10 protein-coding genes are annotated in these 22,684 nt (G+C 37.9%); 9 read left to right on the forward strand and 1 reads right to left on the reverse strand.

What is annotated here, in order from left to right:
* The first annotated feature begins 4 nt into the window (after window positions 1–4).
* The 3 genes from CGC49_RS09910 to CGC49_RS09920 all read left to right on the forward strand — a co-directional run bounded on the left by CGC49_RS09910 (window position 5) and on the right by CGC49_RS09920 (window position 3,801).
* Entirely contained in the window at window positions 5–1,879 is a 1,875-nt protein-coding gene (locus tag CGC49_RS09910; protein ID WP_095912534.1) for a RagB/SusD family nutrient uptake outer membrane protein, read from the forward strand.
* 17 nt (window positions 1,880–1,896) lie between these two features.
* On the forward strand, window positions 1,897–2,376 hold the full coding sequence (locus CGC49_RS09915) for a hypothetical protein (protein WP_095912749.1): 480 nt from the start codon (window positions 1,897–1,899) through the stop codon (window positions 2,374–2,376).
* 357 nt (window positions 2,377–2,733) lie between these two features.
* Window positions 2,734–3,801 (forward strand): branched-chain amino acid aminotransferase, encoded by a 1,068-nt coding sequence (locus CGC49_RS09920; RefSeq protein WP_095912535.1) that lies wholly within the window; start codon window positions 2,734–2,736, stop codon window positions 3,799–3,801.
* 157 nt (window positions 3,802–3,958) lie between these two features.
* Here CGC49_RS09920 and pheT read toward each other — a convergent pair whose 3' ends face one another.
* Window positions 3,959–6,388, reverse strand: coding sequence for a phenylalanine--tRNA ligase subunit beta (gene pheT, locus CGC49_RS09925; protein ID WP_095912536.1), 2,430 nt, complete (start codon window positions 6,386–6,388; stop codon window positions 3,959–3,961).
* Between the two features lie 567 nt (window positions 6,389–6,955).
* Between pheT and CGC49_RS09930 the strand changes: the two genes are divergently transcribed.
* The 6 genes from CGC49_RS09930 (at window position 6,956) to rpmH (ending at window position 22,664) form a co-directional block, all read left to right on the forward strand.
* Window positions 6,956–19,096, forward strand: a complete 12,141-nt coding sequence (locus CGC49_RS09930; protein ID WP_157909034.1) for a T9SS type B sorting domain-containing protein — start codon at window positions 6,956–6,958, stop codon at window positions 19,094–19,096.
* A gap of 101 nt (window positions 19,097–19,197) precedes the next feature.
* Window positions 19,198–19,725 (forward strand): NUDIX domain-containing protein, encoded by a 528-nt coding sequence (locus CGC49_RS09935; protein ID WP_095912538.1) that lies wholly within the window; start codon window positions 19,198–19,200, stop codon window positions 19,723–19,725.
* 160 nt (window positions 19,726–19,885) lie between these two features.
* Window positions 19,886–20,782 (forward strand): dihydrodipicolinate synthase family protein, encoded by an 897-nt coding sequence (locus tag CGC49_RS09940; RefSeq protein ID WP_095912539.1) that lies wholly within the window; start codon window positions 19,886–19,888, stop codon window positions 20,780–20,782.
* Between the two features lie 164 nt (window positions 20,783–20,946).
* The gene (locus tag CGC49_RS09945) at window positions 20,947–21,411 is read left to right on the forward strand and encodes a DUF4878 domain-containing protein (RefSeq protein ID WP_095912540.1); all 465 of its coding nucleotides are present in this window, start codon (window positions 20,947–20,949) and stop codon (window positions 21,409–21,411) included.
* A gap of 44 nt (window positions 21,412–21,455) precedes the next feature.
* Window positions 21,456–22,139: a YiiX/YebB-like N1pC/P60 family cysteine hydrolase gene (locus CGC49_RS09950; RefSeq protein ID WP_095912541.1), complete on the forward strand. Its 684-nt coding sequence runs from the start codon at window positions 21,456–21,458 to the stop codon at window positions 22,137–22,139.
* Window positions 22,140–22,505: 366 nt separating this feature from the next.
* Window positions 22,506–22,664 (forward strand): 50S ribosomal protein L34, encoded by a 159-nt coding sequence (gene rpmH, locus CGC49_RS09955; protein WP_002669412.1) that lies wholly within the window; start codon window positions 22,506–22,508, stop codon window positions 22,662–22,664.
* Window positions 22,665–22,684: the final 20 nt, after the last annotated feature.

The following is a 22,684-nucleotide window of genomic DNA, read 5'->3' on the forward strand; positions in this document are numbered from 1 at the left end:
GATTATGAATAAATGTATTAAATATAGTTTAGTAATGGCTTTGGGAATTACAATGTCCTCTTGTGGAGAGCTTGATACCCAGCCCTTTGAAAGTTATGATGATCAAGCTGTATGGGGAAGTAAAGAAGGTACCGAAGCTTTTATTGTTAAAGCGTATAATGGTACAGTTACCAATTTTAATGGATATGCACGTAATGAATCACTAACCCCCAATAGTATTTTAAGTAATTTAACAAATCTGGATACTCGTGTGATTGATTCACGAATAAGTAATAATACGGGTTCTGCTCAAGGATTGGGTGATTTTTTTGCAAACTTGCGTGAATGTAATTTAATCATCGAGAGAGCAAGTTTGCCTGAGCTAAAAGCAGAAGGACACTTCTTGAGAGGGGTTCTGTTTTTCTATCAAACTCTTTGGCAAGGTCGTTTTGTACCTATAACAAAAGTTCTTACCCAAAATAGTCAAGATGAGTTCAAAACACCTTATACAAAAAATCCTGCGGAAAGTTATCAATACATCATTGAAGACCTTACTATAGCCGCTAACGGGATGGTAGAAGTTTCATCAGCAGGAAGAGCTAATAAATATGCTGCACATGCATTTCGCAGTAGAGCAGCATTACAGGCTTATGCTTATACCAAAGATGCAAAATATCTGGATATAGCTCAAGAATCAGCTGAAGCCATTATTAATTCAGGAAGATATCAATTAACAGATAACTATGGTTCCTTATTTTTAAAAGAGGGGGAGAAATCATCAGAAATCATTTTAGGTCATTACAGATTAAGTCAAAATACCAGTGTGGGAAGTATTACTGAGATGCAAATAACTGTACCGAATATAAACAACAACGAGGTTAATGCAGTTGGAGGAACTCCTTTCAATGATGCAAAAGGAAGAACTTTTGAGTGTTGGGCTCAATACTTTCCTACACAGGATTTAGTAGACCAATATTTGGTCATAGACCAAGTTGATAAAACTGCTAAGCCTTGGTACGAAACTTCACAATATGTTAACAATGTTGAAAGTGGAGATATTTCTTCTCTAACAGAAGGAAGTTTGAATACCGTTCGCCATAAGGTTCCTGAAAAAGCCGATTTAGGTACCAATGCTAAAGGAAATATTATTGTTCGTTATGATAAGATAAAATCAGGTGCTACGATTGAAAATATCAGTAATATTATGTATCAACACCGTGATAAACGTTTTTATCATACTATAGTATATGATCAAAGCTCTTGGTTGGGCGAGAATGTAGAAACGAATATTTGTGGTAATTTATGGGCAGGTGTACGTGAAGGGCAATCGGATTCTTGGTATACAACAGCCTCAGGTTACTATTGGCGTAAATCCGTTAGACAGGTAGAACCTCGTGTGTACGTAAGTAATAATACTGATTTTCATTATGTTTTAGCCCGTTTAGGCGAAGTGTATATGAACTTAGCTGAGATATACTTATTGAAAAATAATGTTGCAAAAGCTGTAGAAATGCTGAATGTTACACGAGTAAAACATGGAGGTTTACCCGTATCAACAGCAAACACAATGTCTGAGGCTTGGGCTGATTATATACGCGAACGTCGTGTAGAAATGGCTTATGAAAATGATTTATATTGGAGTTATCTACGTTGGGGAAAATACGGAAATTTCGCCAATGAAGGGGCTACTGAATCTGATGTTATACAGGCATTGAACAAGCCTGTACATAAGATACAGATCACAAAAGATAGAACTCAAATTATGATTGCTCAAATCACACGCAACGGAGCTTGGGAGAGAACTTTTTCAACAAAACGCTATTTATACCCAATTCCTCAATCAATTCTTGATTCACGAGCTGCACATAATATCAAAGATGAACAAAATCCAGGTTGGTAATTAAAAATTATTCAAAAATGAGAAAATTTATATATATCATATTAGCTATAATAGCAGTAAGTGCAACTTCTTGTCTAAAAAAAGGACTGGAAGATTTACCTGAGTTTGAAGAAAATGATATCACAGGTATAAATCGTGTTGAATATCGTTTTGTAAGTGAACAAGTTTCTAATGCAAGTGGGCAAAATGTAGTTAAATTTGTTGGTCTATCGATAAAAGGAAAACCAGCTATAAATAATGTCGATAAGAGTATTACTTTTGAAGTAACTGTTCCAAAGGCAAGTGGTGTTTTTACAGATAGTGGAAGAGCTAAGGTTTCTCTAAATAATTTGGTTGTTATTGTTAATCTTTCAACCGCTGCTCGCATATCTCCTATCGAAGGTTCTCCAAAATTAGGAACTCCCGGTGATTGGTCAAAACCAAACAAATATATCGTGGAGGCTGCCAATGGTAATAAAGCAGAGTGGACTATCCAAATAACAACCCTAAATAAATAATTGTTTGGACGATACAATATGGTAAAAAAATAGTACTTAAAAATCTTGTACCAATTGATTATTGTTAAATTCATGAGGCTGACCTTTTTGGACAGCCTCATTTTTTGTTAGTAATAAATATTTATCAAGGAATATACAGTTAATGTCAAATAAATCGAATTTACGTATTTTTTGTAGCAAAAATGATTAGCTAACCTTAAAACTCGTAAGACCTTTCCTTATTTTTATTATTACATAAAACATAATGCCTTTTTAAAACGAAAATTAATTTCAAAATCTGCTTTTATCTGAACAGAGCTTTGTATTTTTTCCAAATGTCGAAAAAAAATAGTACATTCGCAGAAAATATTTAAAATTATGAATAACCTTGCATTTAATTTACGTATTCAGAAAGCGAAAGAAAGTCGTATTAATGAAGTAGATTTTTCGAATCTACAATTCGGAAAAATTTTTTCAGATCATATGTTCGTATGCCACTACACCGATGGAATGTGGCAACAACCTGAAATTAAGCCATATTCAGCTATAACTTTAGAACCTTCAGCAAGTGTTTTTCACTACGGACAGGCTATTTTTGAAGGAATGAAAGCTTATAAAGATGATGCTGGAGACATCTTTTTGTTTCGTCCGCAAGAGAATTACAAACGAATGAATAAATCAGCGGTTCGGTTAGCAATTCCAGAGTTTCCTGAAAGTTGGTTTGACCAAGGGTTGAGAGCTTTGTTGAAAATTGATAGCGAGTGGATTCAAAAAGGATTTGGAAATTCACTATACATCCGCCCCTTTATGATTTCTACCACATCAGGAATAAAAGCCTCTCCTGCAACGGATTACATGTTTATTATTATCACTTCGCCAGTTCAGGCCTATCATTCAGGCGACGTGAAAGTGAAAATTGCAGATTACTATAGCCGTGCTGCTAATGGAGGTTTTGGTGCTGCCAAGGCTGCTGGAAATTACGCAGGTCAGTTCTATCCAACACAATTAGCGATTGAAGAAGGCTACCAGCAAGTTATATGGACAGATGATGCTACACATGAATTTTTAGAAGAAGCAGGAATGATGAACCTATTTTTTAGAATCAATAATGTATTGATGACCTGCCCTGCAAGCGAACGTATTTTGGACGGTGTTACTCGTAAAAGCGTACTTACAATTGCTGAAAAAATGGGAATCAAAACCGAGGTACGTCCAGTAAGAGTCAAAGAGTTGATTGAAGCTGCTGAAAATGGAACTCTTCAAGAGATTTTTGGTAGTGGAACGGCAGCCGTTATAAGTCCAATTTCAGGATTTGGTTATAAAGACAAAAAATATACGTTTACACCTCCAGCTGATTTATACGCTTCAAAAATCAAAGAAGCCATTTTGAATATCCAATATAACAAAGTTGAAGACCCTTTTGGTTGGAGAGTTAAAGTCGATTAATAACGGAATATCTCTACGATTTGAAACGAAAAGAGGCTGTCAAAAAAACTAATTTCGAAGATTTAAAAGATATTTATAATCAAGATTTTATAAATATACTTTTGTTTAAAAACATTTTTTTTGACAGCTTCTATTTTTTTAGAACATTAATGAATTATTATGAGCGAACAGATGCCTGTAATTTTTCCTTGAAACGTTCTTGTAAATTGTGCATTACCTTTTCTATCTGTTTATCCGTGAGTGTTTTAAAATCATCTTGTAGGGTGAAACTAATTGCATAGCTTTTCTTGCCTGTAGGAAGTTTCTCGCCTTGGTATACATCAAACAGGCCTACATTTTTTAAGATGGATTTTTCGGTTTCAAATGCTATTCTATGAATGTCACTGAACGAAACAGCTTCATCAAGGAGTAATGCTAAGTCACGCCTTACTTCTGGGAATTTAGCAATTTCTTTGAATGTATTTTTCTGATTTTTAATGCTCTCAAGAACTATATCCCAGCAGATGTCGGCAAAAAATATTTCTTGCTTGATACCAAATTTTTTCAATATTTTACCTTTAACAACGCCTATACTTCCAAGCAATTTTCCATTGATAATCCATTCAAATCCTTCTCGAATAAAGAGATTATTATCTAGAGGTTGCGTATGAATATTTTTTAGTTGCAATCGTTCAAAAACAGATTCAACAATTCCTTTCAAAAAGAAGAAATCTGTTTTCTGAGGAATAGTGTTCCAATTTTCAGGAAGTTGATTACCTGTGATATAAATCATTAGGTGTTTATTTTCTACAAAATTATCACCTATTTTGTGATAACTTTTCCCAAATTCGAATAGTTTCAAATCGGAACGCTTTCGGTTAATGTTGTATTCAATAATCTCCAATCCAGAGGGTAGGAGATTTTTACGCATAAAATTTAAATCACTACTCAAAGGATTCAGAATTTTTACCACTTTTGTAAGATCTTCTTCAAAATCAGTAATTGTTTTTTCAGATACTAAGCTATTGGTCATTATCTCAGAAAACCCTTGTCCGGCAAGTTGGGAAGCTATTACATTTTGAACGTTGTGATCGTCAAATTTTGAAGCGTGTGACATTGAGGCATTAATTTTTTCTGAAAAATTAATGTTATTGTATCCATAGACACGCAAAATTTCCTCAATAACATCCGCTTCACGTTGTACATCTACACGATATGAAGGCACAACTAATCCTAAACCGCGCTCTGTAACTGAGTTGATTTTGATATCCAATGAATGTAATATGCTTTTAATGGTGTCGTTTGGAATGGTTTGTCCAATAACTTTATGAACGCGTTCGAATGCTAAAAATACCTGAAAATCCTCATGTTTTTTGGGGTATAAGTCGATAATATCCGATGAAATCTGTCCTCCTGCGACATTCTCAATTAAGATAGCAGCGTACATTAAAGCGTGTTTTACTTCGCTAATGTCTATTCCTCGTTCAAAGCGGAAAGAAGCATCGGAGTTGATAGCATGGCGTTTGGCGCTTTTTCGAACCGAAACAGGGTTAAAATAGGCACTTTCTAAAAAGATGTTGCGAGTGCTGCTGGTTACCCCCGAGTTGAGTCCACCCAAAACTCCTGCAATGCACAAAGGTTTTTCAGCATCACAAATCACCAGATCTTCCGCATCTAAGATACGTTCAACACCATCTAAGGTTTTGAATTTTGTACCAGCTTCTGCCGTTTTTACGATAATTTTTTTCCCTACGATGTGATCTGCATCGAAAGCGTGTAACGGTTGTCCCAGTCCGTGGAGTACATAGTTGGTAATATCAACGATGTTGTTTTTAGGAGTAAGTCCGATGGATTTCAGTTTGTTTTGCAACCACATAGGGGATTCAGATACTTTTACATTGCTGATAGTCAATCCCGTATATCGAGGTGCGAGTTCTTTGTTTTGAACATCTACATCAATTTTTGATAGTCGATTGTCAATGTGAAATTTTGTCACCGAAGGGGTTATCAACTCCAAAGAAGTACCTCTTTGTATCAATCCTGCACGTAAGTCACGCGCAACACCATAGTGACTCATGGCGTCTGCACGATTTGGAGTTAATCCGATTTCAAAGACTTCATCGTTTTCTACTTCAAAAATTTCACTGCATAAGGTTCCAGGTTCGTACTTATCATCCAAAACCATGATTCCTTCGTGTCCTTCACCCAAGCCGAGTTCATCTTCGGCACAAATCATCCCGAAACTTTCTTCACCGCGTATTTTTCCTTTTTTGATTTCCCATGGGTTTCCGTCCTTATCAAAAAGTTTTGTTCCAATGGTCGCAACAGGTACCTTTTGCCCTTTAGCAACGTTTGGAGCTCCGCACACAATTTGCACGATGTTCCCCTGACCTATGTCTACTTTGGTAACTTTCAATCGGTCAGCGTTGGGGTGTTGTTGGCACTCCAATACGTGTCCGACAACAACTCCTTTCAGTCCTCCTTTGATGCTTTCGAAAGATTCAATTCCTTCAACTTCAAGTCCTAAGTCGGTAAGTAAGGCTCCAGTTTGTTCTGAAGGTAAATCAATTTTGATGAATTTTTTAATCCAGTTGTACGAAATTTTCATAGTTTGATAACACTATATGTATGTATGATTTCAAGGTTGCAAAAATACAATTTTTACCGAAATATAATATTTTTATGTAGAAAAACTTTCTTAAAGAGTACTATACTATGCTGTACATAGTTCTTTTACATTTTAAAAGTCAGTGAAAAAGAGATTCTTACTCGGTGTTGTTTCAATGATTTATAAGTCCACATTTTGGAAAAGAGTCTTAAATTTTAGAGCGTTTAAAACTGTCAAGTTTTGTAAGAGTAGACAAGATGGCATCGTATTAGGATTAATTCTTTTTAGAAGTGTTTTTATTTTCGCAGAAAATAGAGTTCTGATGGAACTATTTTTATGTCTAATTTCATACTAAAAAAGTTAAACAGTGTTAAATAAAATCCGATAAACGTATATTTTTCATCTTTTAACTGTTATTTTTTAGTTATAAAAATGTTATTATTTTTTTTATTGGAGGGCATTTTTTTAATTTTGTCGCCTGTATACTTTATTTCCAACTTAGTGAGGGGAAAATCTTAATCTAATCTAACAGTACTAACTGAAAAACTAACTAAAAACGAATACGTTATGAAAAAGTTGTTTATTTTCGTTTCGTTCATGATGCTAACAACCTCATGGATATATGCACAATGTGATTCAACTCATCCTATTAACGGGTTTCAGCTTGTAACGGGTAATATTCAGTGTGAGAATCGAGGGCTTATAACGTTGAATGCTCCTCCTGTTTCAACGGAACATCCTGCGGGAACAGAGTTTACGGTTTATTGGGTAAAACCAGGAACTACATTAGCATCACCACGAGGTACTGTTTTGGCAGGACAATCCATGACTATTCCGAATTTAGCGGCAGGGACATACACTTTTACGTTGGAAGATGAGGCGAATATGTCTTGTGAAAAGCCTGTAACAATCAATGATCTTTACATACCTTTTCAAGTGAAATCAATAAGTGTTACTCCTGCAGGTATAAAAAGAGATCCTGTAACCAACACCAATGTTGATGACGGAAGAGGGAGTATAATTATTGATCTTAAACGATTCACGACAGGGGCATCAAAGTTTCAAATTCGTGTTATATCGGCTGATACAGGGGCTGTGTTGATTCATGATAGAGTCTTCCCAACAGTGGCTGTAGAACCGCAATTTCGTGTTCACCCTGCACCAGGAGAACGTATTTCACATGCTGATCATCCGAATGTAAGCGTTTTTATTAGAGAGATTCCACCAGGGGCTCCCGATAATGATTGTCGAAATTATGCATCCCCTCCCCAAGGGGTGCAAATTCCTAAATCGGTTTATTTTCCAGGTACATATTCCTTAACCTTATCGAATTTAGCATTGAGCTTGCATACGACTACAAGAAATGTAGGAGGTACTAACGTATTAGAGCCTACGGGTAATTTTAATTTAACAATTCCATTGCGAAGAGGTGTTGACAATGAGTTTGTTGCAACAGGTTTTATAGGAGGTGTAGCTAACCCAGATATTCCGATAAATCATTTTAAAGGAGTAGGATCTTCAAATGCAAAGGCTACTATTGCAATTTTGAATAGGTCAATAGTCAGGGATATTACGTCAACTTTCGATGGACGACAATATTCATATATAAATGCTGATTTTCAAGAAAACGATCAAGTTCAAATTGTTGTAGATGATGGTTTGGGAAATATAGTTACCAAAACATTTGAAATGAAAGGGATAAAGGATGTACATCAGGAAACTCCTCCTACACGAGGGATGCGGTTTTCATATAGTGCTTCTCCTGCTACTCCTGTTTGCCCAGGAGCACCTGTTTTTTTGCAAATTAAAACGTACATAGAGAATTCGGAAAGGAATGTTACTCTTAATGAAGGAGGAACTCTAAAAATTAACTATAATTGGTATTTGCCCAATTTGGAGCATATTTGGAATACGACTTCTTCAACATCTACGTTGACATATCAGTACAAAGTTTCTAAGGAAACCCCGCTAAACTCGGGAGTTTATACGCTATTGACCCAAGGGAGTGATTATACAATAGTGGATTATCGAACTATTGATGTACAGTCCTCGGGAGAAGGTAGATACAAGATTCGTATGGAGTTTTTAAAAGCCGATGGAACGGTCGTTACTGCATTTGAAAGAGCTACAAATTCAGTAAAATATTTACCAACTCCACCCAATCGTTTTGACTCGGTGTTTAATACTTTCGAGTCCAATTATGGAATTGCAGAGGGAACAACATCGTTTCGTATTTATAGCAGAAGTGAACTTGTATATGAAGATCCTGCCTACCCTGGAGTTTCTACGGTGACATTCACCTTAGGAAGGGTAGATGGACAAACATCTGTCTCGTTTCCAACAAGGCTTCCTTTTGGACAAACCAAAACCGAAACGATTAATTTTCCAATATCCGCTACGTTAACGCCTACCTATATGGGAGACCCTAATGGATATATAGGATTTGGAGATTTACCTCCGGGGAACTATATTTTGACCGTCAAGGATGCTTGTGGTAGTGCATCAAAGACAATTACATTGGGGAAAACAATAAGTTATGGAAATACACAGGCCGAACGACCATTCTATAAGTTAGTGCCTCGATGTGGGTACTATGACTTGGAGTTTACGCATGAGGCATTAGGTACTAATTTTCCTGCTCTTACTAACAGCATGTTTACGGGAGTGATAGGGGTTTTTTCTAATTGGAATGTAGAGCAAAATATAACAAAGAGAGGAAGAAATGGTACAATCACGGGATTAAAACCTGGACATACTTATAAACTATATACACATGGATTTGGTGGATATACGATTCATAATAAGCCTTCTTCAGCAACAACCGCTCCATGGACATTGTTGTCAACTTTTTCAGATGTAATAGGGCCTGGAAAGCAAAGTATTAAATTTATGAATAGTTATATTTACAATCCAAATTTGTTGCGTTATTACACGGAAATTACAGTCCCGTCACAAACTATGGATCCTGTAGTTGCTTCCATATCTTGTGGTTCAAACGGAACTTCCATGATTTTGGTCGATCTTCCCAGTGATACCAACGTAGGGATTGTAGGAGATGTTACGTATGTGTTAAAAAGTGTTTCAGGAACTACTGAAACAGAGGTGGCAAGCGTAACCATGACAGGAGGACAACGTGACTACGCATTTACAGACTTACCCGATGGTACGTATAAGGTCTATGTAAAAGACGAGTGCGTAGCAGGAGACCCTGTTGTTGGTGTGTTAGAAGTAGCTGATTCAAGTGTACTTCCGACTCCTCGCATCACCAATGATGACCACGTTGCTGGGTTATGTCCTGGGGAAGCTACTCAACTGCGATTGAGAGGGGTGTCAGTAAACTCCTTTGATGTGGAGTGGTACAGAATCAATCCTGATGGTTCAAAAGTGATGGTAGCCAGTAACACCCAAACGTACAGTGAGGCAGTATATACCAATACTACCTATGAGGTAAGAGCGAAATTGAAAGACCGATTTGGATGTGCAACAAACGTTTGGCTAACGGCTACCTCCACATCAGTACTTGCTATTGATACGGGAGTGCCGTCAGTTACGTATTTCCCATCGGATATATCTGATTATCCAGTTATAGGAGGATGCGATGTTTTATTAACTTGGAATGCACCGCAAGTCACTGATGAAAGTATTCGTTGTGGAGTGGAGACTACGGTTAGTTCAACAGTCTCCATCACAACAACTTTCAATGGAGGAGCACAACACCAAGGGCGATTCCCTATAGGGGTACATTCGGTGGTCTATACATTTACGGATGTTTTTGGAAACGCTGTTTCACGAACCTTGATTGTAACGGTTCAAGATCATACTATGGATATGAAATTGGCAGAGGAGTACTCATTGAATCCGTTGCAGGTAGGCAATGAGTTCTATTACAGGGTGAAATATGTAAACACAGGAGCTGTGACCTTAACGTCAGCAATTTTAGAAGTTCAATTGCCTTCCAATGCCAACGTACAACCTGATTTAACCAAGCAAGTAGACTTTACAACAAATGCAGGGGTTTCAAGTGTACCATACACCTATGATTCAGCAACTAAGAAATATACCTTTACCTATCCCGCTGTTGCGTTGCCAGCCCCAGGAGGACATCAGGAAAGAAGTATAGGCATACCGTTGAAAATCGTAGGAGGATATGATTTAGCCCAACAGCCGTGTATGAACCAAGTGAATATCATTCCTACGATGGTTTATACAGGTGGGGTGGCAGGTTGTACGCTTCGTACGCAAACTGCTACCATACAAACACCAACGGTAGTGGAAATCAAAACTATTGATAATAAACGTACTGAAATTTACTGTGTGGGCAACCCAATGACATTGAGCGTTACTCCAGGTTTTGATGAGTACAAATGGTTCCTTAATGGAACGCCTGTGGGAACTAACACCAACACCTTTGTTGCAAACGCTCAAGGAGAATATCGTGTTGAAAAATATAAATTTGACTGTGGAGTCGCTACAATAGTAAGCTATGAAATTATAGACTACCATGAACCAGGAAGTTCTGCTGACCCAATTAAGGCATTGGCAGCAAATGTGGGTGTGACTTGTCGAAATGACAATAGAACGTGGACAAGCCATTTCTATCTATGCGGTGGTACATCTAAAACGATAGCGGTCAATTTTGTAAATTCAACCTTGACATGGGAGAAATTAAACCCATCAGCCAGTGGATTGAATTGTCAGCCACGTCACGAAACTTGTCCAGTGGTGATTGACGGATGTTGGGAAGAAGTGAGTAACAATACAAATACTTTCACTCTTTCACAAGGAGGACGCTATCGTTTGAAAGTAGCAGGGGCTAACTGCTATGATTTCTATTATTTTGATGTGTTCGATAGTAGTATCCCTGCGGCTACCGTAACCTATGGAGACGAAACAGGCTATGTGGACGGATACATCAATATCAACATGTCCACACAAGGAGTGAACTATAATTATGCATATACGAACATCACAACAGGAGCCACAGGAGCGATAACTACAAATACTACACAACACCGTTTTACAGGTTTGAAGGCGGGAACATACGTGGTGAAAATAACCTCTCCAGAGGCGTTGTTGTCATGTCTTGATCATACGCAAACGATTACCATACAAAAGAATACAAATTTAAAATTCACAGCCGAATTTGTTGAATGGAAAAGTTGTAACGAAGCAAAAATGAAATTTAAAGGCGAAGGTGGTAATCCTCCGTATCAATTTGCCGTATGGTCGGTAGATGGCGAGGTGCTTGCTCCGGGAGGTTCTCATATGAACATTCCGGACTCTGAATGGGTAGGCGACCAAGGTGAGTTTGACGCTCATTATGAAGGGTTGATGAATCTTACTCGTATTGGTAGCTATGTGTTTGTGATGAGACATCAACAAAATGGAGAACGAACATTTTCAGCTCCAATCGACATACGACCTGTAGGAACGCATAGCGTTACTTTCGCAGTTACCGATTTGGATTGTGCAACTGCAACAGGAACAGGTGAAATTCAATTGATATTCGAAAATCCAGCAGTTCAACGAGCGGTTAGTCTGTATAAATTAGACGATACGGGAGCGAGAATATTACCTGCACGCTATGAAGGAAATAATCTTTCTCTATTTACGGGCTTAGAAGTAGGAAGTTATGAAGTTGCCTATACAGCTCAAGTAGCTTCGCAAACGTGTACTTTCGTAAAACGACCGATAAGTATCAATCCGCCTGCAAATCCATTGCGTGCTTTCGTTGGAGTGACCAAAGATAAGACTTGTAATGCCAACGGAAAATATACCGTTTCGGTAAATAATGTAATGGGCGGTTCAGGGTCTTACGAATACGATTTTGGAACGGGATACCAAAATCAGCCGACAGCTCAGGTTGACGGGAATATCACCGTGAAAATTAAAGATCTTTCAGGTTGTGAATTGATAATACCTGTAACGATGCAATCACCACAAGCACCAACAGTGAGTGTTTCTACTCCTACCTATGATTGTGTTGGCTTTGGAACTGTGACAGTTACAGCCATTGCACCACCTGGGCAAACGCATTCTTACACTTACAGTGTGAATACAACTACAGGAGCTGTACAGGCATCGGTGTTTACATTGCCACCAGGAACTCATACTATTTACGTGCATTACAAACCAACAGGAATTACTCCAAACGTACTATTTAAGGAGGATTTTGGAGTAGGGAATGATGTTTGTGGAAGTGACTTAGGCTATCCAAACCCTATCAATGATTTGGTTTGCGAAAAAAATGTCGCTGTTGGAATGGGGAAATATGCCATTACCAATCAAGCACAACCTGTGGGAGCTTGGGTAGTTCCAAGCGATGCACAAGGGGTTGGTAACGGACGTTATATGGTAGTCCATGCTTCAACATCAAATGCCGTAGTGTTTAGAAAACATATCAAAAATGTAGTGCCAAACGAACGGTTACGAGTTTCCGTTCGCCATTTTAATATGCTGCCAACAGCATCTCCTCAGTTCAATGTTGAATTGATTCCTGTGGGAGCTTCATCGGGTATTGTAAAACAGCTTATAGTAACGAGTACGGGTACGCCAACTTGGATACAGTCCTCAATAGATTTCACAGATGTAGAGATAACGCAAAATGAGTATATCGTACTAATCAAAAATGCGACAGGGAACGGTGTTGTTGCGTTGGATAATATAGAAATAGAACAAAATATTAAACTTTGTGACACCACAGAAACTGTTCCTGTGGTTATAGACGAAGGTAAAAAATTAGAAATAGAGGTATTAGGAACTACCGCTGTAAGTTGTCACGGAGGTAATGACGGAAGTTTGCGTATTTTCGTGCATAATCCACCAACCAACGTGGAGTATTCAATCAATAATGGAATTACCTGGACACCAACCGTTTTGGTCGATGGTGTGTTTACCATAACCCATTTGGCCGCAACTGAAAGTACAACAGTTTATGTTAGAGATGTTAATAAAATCGCTTGTAAGGTGGAGGCTACATATGTTATCACACAACCTGCTGTTCCGCTTTCATTACGAGTAGTTGAACCAATTAATCCTGTGCGTTGTGATGCAGGAAACATAGCATCAATTACCTTTGAAGCGATTGGTGGTAACTCAGAGTACACACAATTTACGTACCAAAGCACGACCATGCCAACACCACAAGTTGTAGGAGTTTACAACGGTCGCTATTCACAGCCTATGCCTTTATCACCTGGCGTTTATACTATTACGGTTACCGATGTGAAAGGTTGTTCAACAGAGACTTCATTTGAGGTAGAGAAAAAAGAAATTGAATTTGAGGTAGTTTACAATCCTTGTCATGATGGTAATGGAACAGATGTTACGGTTAATGTTTTAAATGGTAACGGAGGATATGTTGTAAATCGTTCTGGTGAAACAACTTGGCATACCGTTTCAAATCGCGTACATACGTTTGAAGGTTTGCAGGTAGGAACTTACACCATTACATTAAATGATAACTCAGGATGTAAAACAAGTACTGTAGTCAATATTTACCCGCCATTGACTTTGACCGTTTCGCAAACATCGGCAATTGATTGTGTAGCTTCGCCCAACTCAACGTTTGTATTGACAGCCCATGGTGGAGTGCCAGGTGATAGAACTTTCGTTATCTATACCACAAACCGAGCTAATGTATATACAGAAGTGACGACCGTTGGCTCAACCTATACGTTTACTTCAACTGATTTCGGGAAAACCTATTTCTTTGATGTAAAATACACTGAAAGAGAACAAACGTGTAGTTATGAATATTCACAACCATTCAGAGTAGCTTCAAGACCAGCATTCAAGGCTACACCGTTATTTAAAGTCAAAGGAGCTTACTGTGCAGATAACGGATATATCAATACGTCCGTTCCTGATATAGTGAATCAATCGACAGGAGTAGCACCGTTTAATGTTGAGGTATACGCCAACGATGGAACTGATAATCCAACAGGAGCCGCGCTCAATCCAATAGCTTTGGCTACGGGTAACTATGTGGTTGTTATTACCGATGCACGAGGTTGTACGGCTATGCAACCAGTAGTTGTTCCGTCATTACCTCAGGCACAGATAGTAACGGTAACAACAACGCCGATAGCCTGTGGAGTCCTTGCTCAAGCCAATATTGTTATTTCAGCCGGAGGTGATGCGAATAGTAATTTCTCGTTGATTGTAAAAACAACCTCAGAAACGGTGTATAGTGCAACGGGTATATTGTCAAGTCAGTTGCCAACAACTATTACAGTGTCGAACTTGCATTATGATGAGTATGAAGTTATCTTACAAGATATGACTTCGCCATCTTGTCAAAATACATATCATTTCAAAACAGGATTAGCTCCCGATGCCATTGTGACAGCTTCTACAACAGTTGTAGGATGTACTCCAAATTCAGGAGAACTTATTGTACAGTCATACCGAGCGGGAACAGGATTAACACATACTGGAAATTATGTAGCCATCTATAAGACTACTATAGATGTGAATGATCCTACCTCTCCAGGTTGGTACCAGTTCAATCCTCCAGTAGCTACAACTTTGCCAACTACTGGGCAAGCAGGAGAAAAGTTGGAGCATACATTTACAGGGTTAATTCCAGGAGCGTGGTACGAATTTATCATTGTTTCAGAAACTCCTTCAGGAGATCCTTGTTGGTTACGGGGAGGAGCTACGATTCCTGTGCCTACGAGTTCAACCTTGTCTATGACTACAACGAAAGGAACCATAGCTTGTTCAGGAACATCAAGTGGAACTATTTTCTTTACTTTGAAAGATTGGAAGTCGTCTACTACTGGTATTACTTGGCAGGTCTATACCTACCCTGATTATGACCCTGTAGCAGGAGTAGGAATGTCAGGAAATATAACTGTAGGTAGCTCAATGACTTCAGTAAGTGGCAACGTAAATGGATTAGCACCAGGACGCTATGTGATTGTTTTTGAAGAGAATAATGGAGGTTGCGTTAATGCAACTCCACCTATTGCTATTCCAGGCCCGGAGCCATTGGTAGTACATCAAGTAAGCATAACAAAAGAGCATGTGTACTGTACAACAGATATTGGAGACCAAGCGGAAATTACCGTAGATAGAGTTTCGGGAGGATTACCAGATTATTTGTTCTTGGTGCAACCAATCTCATTTGCGACACCTCCAGCGGTGGGTGATTTTACACATCCACAACCAGGGCAGTTTGTTTCGGCTTTGGGTTCTCAAAAAATTCTTGTATCAAAATCAGGAACATACGATTTGTATGTGAAAGACTCAGGAGATTGTATTGTTAGATATGGAGGAGCAAGTTTAATCATTAGCGATGCACCACAACCGACCATCAACAGCGTTCGAGTGAATGTTTGTCAGGCGACCAATAACCAGTATGATGTTCGAGTGGATGTAACCCGAGGAGAGCCAACGTTGCTACACTTCTATAAGTTAGAACCAGGCGGGTTAGCACCAGTACAACAGCAATCCCCATATGATCGTATCTTGTTAGGAGGATTGAATCCAGGGGTATATACCTTGACCTATTCGAATATCAGAGGTTGCGAAACATCAACCACCTTTGAGGTTAAGTCACCAATGCAGGTAGGAAATGCCAACGTAACCCGAGTATTAACCTGTGCAACGACATCGCCAGCAGAAATCGTAATACCAAACATTACGGGGGGTACAGGCACTTACACCTATGAAGTGGTACGCGTGGAAGACGATGGCTCAACAACGCCATTCATAGGACAAACCACTACAACAGCAACCACAATAACCGTAACTGTTAATGTAGCGGGAAGTTACGAGCTTTGGGTGATGGATTCCGACATGGAAGCAATAGGTTGTAACTCCATCAGACGATCATTTACGATAGAGTCGGCAAAAGTTCCGCAAGTTGTCTTTGGTTCGTTGAAGGTAACGAATGTTTCTTGTAGCTCGGCACCAGAAGGAACTATTGAGTTGATGGCAACACCAATCGACATCGCTCCTATGACCTTTACTATCGTTTCGATGAGAGATTTGGGAACAGGAGTTGAGACTGCCACTAGCATATTGCCTACGTCTGTGATATCGAATCAAGCACGTTTCACAGGATTGTTAGGTTCACAGGCAGGAATACTTTACACGATTAGAATTGAAGGAACCAACGGATGTTTCACTACGCAGCAGGCAGTTATCGCGTCGCCACCGCCATTGCAAGTAGGTGCTACTGCATTGACTCCTCAGCAATTCACTTGTTCAACAAGTGCGGCGTTGATAGCCTCATTACAGTTTGATGCTACTCAAATCACGGGAGGAGTAGCTCCGTACACTTGGCAGTTTATTGACAGAGCTACCAATGCCGTCATAGGTGAAAATTCGGCAAGCGTTTTACTATCCGACGTAAATGGAGGTACGTACTACGTACGCGTGAAAGACAGCTCAGGAGGTTGTGCAACGGGAACAACCGATGTTACCATCTATCCAGCCTTTACGTTAGCCAATGTAACAGTCGCAACGGTAACTCCAATAACTTGTGCCGTGAACGAAACCATAGCCGTTAGTGTGGAAGCAACTCCGCAATACATACCAGGAACGGAAATCGTGTTTACGGTAAAACGATTGAGCGATGGATTGGTAACCAGTGCGGTGTACTCATCAACCGTTGCTACAACGCATATTACTCATACCTTGCCAATGGTTTTTGATGCAGGAGATTATGAAATAACAGCCGAAAATAGAGCTACAAGTTGTGGCAGATCGAAAACCGTGCATAAGGTAGCTGATTTGAGTAATAAATATGATATTACGATGTCAAATCAGAAACAACCGACTTGCTTCCGAGGTGATGACGGAGAGATAACCCTTACCGTTGTAGATAGAAAACCCGCTATAGGAGGAGATACATCTGCAAGTGGATTCACTTACACTGTTACCTATTCCGTTAATGGTACTATAACCACAGGAACCATTGTTGCGGGAAGTTCATCTATAACACTTACAGGATTAAAAGAAGGAAGGTATAGTATTGAAATACAGTCTTTTGTAAATAGTTGTAAAACAACTAGTTCATTCGTAGTACCTGTTTCGGCAGAGCAAATAAGCGTAAATGCTTATCCAGCACCAATTCCACAAGTGAGTTGTTTGAATGATAAAGGAAATATTATGGTAGAGGTAACAGGAGGACAAGCTCCGTATGAGGTTACTTTGAGTTCGTTGGCGACAACATTCACAAAAACAGTAAACAGAAATCGCGTATTATTTGATAATTTAGAGGTAGGTGTTTACTCAGTTACGGTAAGAGATGCTTTGGGCTGTATGGATTTTATAGGAACTGCAACCGCTGAATTGGTAACTCCAGATCCGTTGACAGCATCTATCACCGTTGAAGACGTACATTGCAAGGACGAAGCTAATGGGAAAATTACCATCTCCAACATACAAGGAGGATCAGGCTCAACAGTTTTCCTATTTGAGTTAGATAACGGAACAACTCCTGCAATAGAGCAATCAACCCCTGTGTTTGAGAATTTGAAAGCAGGAATTTATACCTTGAAAATTACGGATGGTATGGGATGTTGGACACAAACAACAGTTGAGGTTTGGGAACCTAACTATCTATATGCAGCAGTAGACGTATCAGGTTCTGATAGATTAATTTGTTACGGAGAAGCTGACGCAAGGGTAGCTATTACAGCTCAAGGAGGTGTACAACCCTATAAAATGGATGTGTATAGCAAGGATGGACGACGTGTAACACCAGTTTCGTATGTTTCAGGAGTACCTGCTGACCCACGTATAGCCAGTCCAGTAAGTATCGTAACCGATCCAATATTGGAAGCAGGTGAATATTATGTAACAATCATAGACGTCAACGGCTGTTCAACACAAACAGTTAAATTTACGGTTGAAGAATTCCCGAATATAGAACCACGTGAGGTATATCAAGAAAAATCTTGTGATGAAAACGTGTTTACGGACGCTATTAAAGTGCGATTCCCTACACCTATTGATTTAACAAATGTGACCTATGAGTTGAAAACACAAGCAGGTGCCATTACCTCTGGAACATTGTCAAGAACTACTGATGTGACTACCATAGGTTACATCCATGACTATGACAGAACCAGTGAAACGCAGACACTAAAGGTAATCTACACCTATACTCATTCCGATGGCTCACAAACTGAACAATGCGAACAAGTCTATGTTGTGACTGATATTGAAGACATTCAAGCATTAACCGTTACTCGAGTTACTAATTTAGGATTGAATACCATTGAGGTGAAAACCACGGGTGGAGTAGAACCATATACATACTATTTCAATGGTAGAGAACAAGGATCGAATCCAGTGTATATTATGAAAATAAATGACCCTGGACGAGTAGACCCAGATTCTAGACAGATAATCAAAGAAGTAGATGTACAAGTGGTCGATGCGTTAGGCTGTACACGTACTTTAACCATTGAGGAAGTATATCACGACATCCGAGTACCTAATTTCTTTACTCCAGACGGAGATGGTATTAATGATACTTGGAAGCCTATTAATATAGAAAACTATCCAAAAGCGGTGATTTATATTTTCGACCGAAACGGAAGAAAAATAACAACTTTGACACCTATGGACTCATGGGATGGTATTTACGATAAAAAGCACATGCCATCAGGAGATTATTGGTACATCTTAGAACTCAATACGTTAGAAGATACACGTAAATTCTACGGAAACTTTACTTTGTATCGATAGTTTCCATGTACAGTAGAAGGGGTTGGTTCAAAGACTAATCCCTTTTACTGTTTTTATACAAGAATAAATTTTTTTTCTGAATTTATACCATATTAAAAACATTGAAAATGATATTTAAACATTGTCCGAACTGCACATCAACCAACGTGGAATTTCCAAATAACGTACGTTTTTTTTGTCACGATTGTCAGTTCACCTACTTTCATAATATAGCAGCAGCCGTGGCAGTTCTATTTACGTACGAACAAAAAATATTATTCACAGTCCGAAATGTTGACCCTGACAAAGGAAAATTAGATCTTCCAGGAGGGTTTATCGATCCTAAAGAAAATGCAGAGGAGGCGGCTTGTCGCGAAATAAAAGAAGAGTTAGGGATAGATGTTCTGCCATCGCAATTAAAGTACATAGGAACACATCCAAATGATTATCTTTACAAAAATGTTCCTTACAGAACGATGGATATATTTTTTGAATGTTCACTAACCAATTCACAAGTGTCGGTAGTGGCAACCGATGAGATCGAAGCTCTCCGTTGGTTGTCAGTCCATACAATCAACTTTGATGAAATAGGATTTGTTTCCATCCGTAATATGGTAAGGAAATATTGTCAAGACCTATTTTCCAAATAAAAGATTATTTATCTATTGATTTACAATATTTTGTGTCAAAATGATAAGCGCTTCTTATCTATGATAACATTTTTTATACGAAACAAAATGAAAAAAAACAACTTTTCTTTTGAATTTCAAAAAAAAGTTATAACTTTGTCCTATGTAATACATATATGAGATGAATAGTTTAATCGCTGCGACGTATGCTCCTATGGATTCGAAAGGGGCAGTATCAACAAAGATTGTTCCTAAGTATGCTGATTTTTTAAAGAGAAACGGAGTTTCTGGTATTTTCGCTAATGGCTCCACAGGTGATTTTGCTTCTCTTTCAGTGGAAGAACGCAAAGAAATTATAGAGGCTTGGGCAGAACAAAAGTCGCCAGATTTTTTCATCACTAACCATGTTGGGGATATCAATTTGAATCATGCAGTTGATTTGGCAAAACATTCAGCGGATAAAGTAGATGCTATAGCTACTTTGGCTCCTTTCTACTTTAAACCTAACTTAGAAAAATTAGTTGCTTACTGCAAAACCATAGCTGAGGCTGCCCCAAATATTCCATTTTATTATTATCACATACCGGATCTCACAGGAGCTAATTTTGATATGTGTCAGTTTATGGAAAAGGCAAAACAGGAGATACCTAACTTTGCAGGGTTAAAATTTACTCAGAATAATATGATTCATTTTACTCAAGCAAAGTTGTGTAACAATCAGGAATTTAATGTTCTTTTTGGGGTAGATGAAGCTTTTTTAGCAAGTTTACCATTAGGTACAACAGGTTGGGTAGGAAGTACTTATAATCATTTGGCTAAGTTGTATTTAACAATTAAAGAACTTTTTGAAAAAGGTAATTATCAGGAGGCTGCTGATTTACAACGTAAGGCAATTGAGTTTGTTAATATTGTTGCTTCCTACGGAGGGTTTAATGGTGGAGGAAAGAGTTTTATGAGATTATTAGGTGTTGATTGTGGAGTAGCAAGATATCCTCACACGACGCTTACCGATGCCCAATTAAAAGAAATAGAATCGAAATTAGAGAAATTGGGTATAACGAGCTACCTATCAAAATAAGATATAAAATTAATTTTTTCATAATTTTTATTTTTAAGTTTTCTTTTTTATTATTTTAAAAAACGATTGATGTGAATCAATCGTTTTTTTTGTGAAATTATTTTTGGAATCTTAGCTGTTTATTACTACCTTTGCGTAGTTAAATTATTAAAAATAAAAAAACAATGAGAAAAGTATTTTTTATTGCGACGCTATTTGTAGCGTTTTTAGTGACCTCTTGTTCAAATAATTCACCCAAATCGGTAGCTGAAAAATTTTTAACTTCTATGGAAAATTCTGATTTTGAAGAAGCTAAAAAATATGCTGACGATTCGATGCAACAGATGTTAGGTATGTTAAGTGGAATGGGAAAAGAACTTCCCAAAGGAAATGAGAAAAAGAAAGTAACAATAACTAAGGTTGAAGAAGATGGTGATAATGCCAAAGCGTTCTATAAAGTCGAGGGTGAAGAGGAAGAAAAAAGTATAGACCTTAAAAAGGTAGATGGTAAATGGAAAGTTACGTTCAACAAAGAAAATTCAAATAAGGAAAATATGCCAAATATGGATGACGTTGACTTAGGAGAAAGTTCTTTAGAAGAAGTTGATGAAGAAGTTGATGAAGAAGTACAGGAAGCTGTAGGTCAATAGATTAAATTATTGATAATTAGTGTTTTATTTAGATAAATCCCAAGATGAAGAACATATCCGTTAAGATAGTGATTTATTTTGGGATTTTTTTGTTGTTTCTTTTAGGAGGGTTTCATCTGTTTTTTTGGGTGGATCGAAAACAGGAAGTCAAACTTGTGAAACGAAACAGACAAGTGGCACGACTAACTCGCCAAGACATAGCTAAGATCAAAGAAGGAGATATTATTCTCCGCAGAGGCTATGGTTTTTTTAGTGATTTGATTGCTGAGCGCTTGAATGATTCTGTCTATGATGTTACTCATTCAGGAATTTTGTACCTAAAAAGCAATGAATGGTGGGTAATTCATTCTCTTTCGGCAGATGCCAGTGATACAGATGGAATGCAAGAGCAACCACTACGCGAATTTTTGACCTATTCCATGCCTGAAAAGATGATGATTGTCCGTACGAAAAATACTTCTGAAGTACAGGGCAAGAAAATAGTGGAACGGGCAAAATATTATTTAGCTAAACGAGTGCCTTTCGATAGGGTAGGGGAGATCGACGAACCTTCAAAAATGTATTGCACCGAAATGATTTGGCAAATTTTGGACGTAGATCTAAAACTAATCGTATTACCCAAAAATCCAGAAGAGCGTAAACGTGTATTTTATTCTATGGTAGGGATGTATGACCCAACATATTTTGATATAATTGTTAATAAATATCCTGTCAACAGTGCTGATTAGCTATTCATAGTTGAGAATAGGATATATGTGTTGTCAAGTATAAGACTATATAATTTTCCTTAATCTGTTGCTTTATAGGGGGTGTATTTTTTAAGTATTTAAATAATCGATAATTGTATTTAAATTACAGTTGTGACTTTAGAAATTTGATAATGAGTTAGATAAAAGAAGGAGAGTGTTTTTTTATTTTAAATTTTAAAAGTTAGAAAATGAATGTTCAGGTGTTAGATATCGGTATTTTCTATTTTTTTTTGTTTTTCAATTTATAAAATTTGTCAATTCAAAAAAAAGTACTACCTTTGCCCCACTTATTAGGTAGAGAAAAATAGTTTTTATTTAAAATAAGATTTTTAAAGATTTAGGACAATGAAAAGAACATTTCAACCATCAAAAAGAAAGAGAAGAAATAAACACGGTTTCAGAGAGCGTATGGCTACTGCAAACGGAAGAAAAGTGTTAGCAAGAAGAAGAGCTAAAGGAAGAAAAAAATTAACAGTTTCTTCAGAACCAAGACATAAAAAATAAGTCGATGGTTGATTTTTATA

Origin of the sequence: Capnocytophaga sp. H4358 (genome assembly GCF_002302515.1) — a bacterium.
In the GTDB taxonomy this organism is placed as follows: Bacteria; Bacteroidota; Bacteroidia; order Flavobacteriales; family Flavobacteriaceae; genus Capnocytophaga; species Capnocytophaga canis.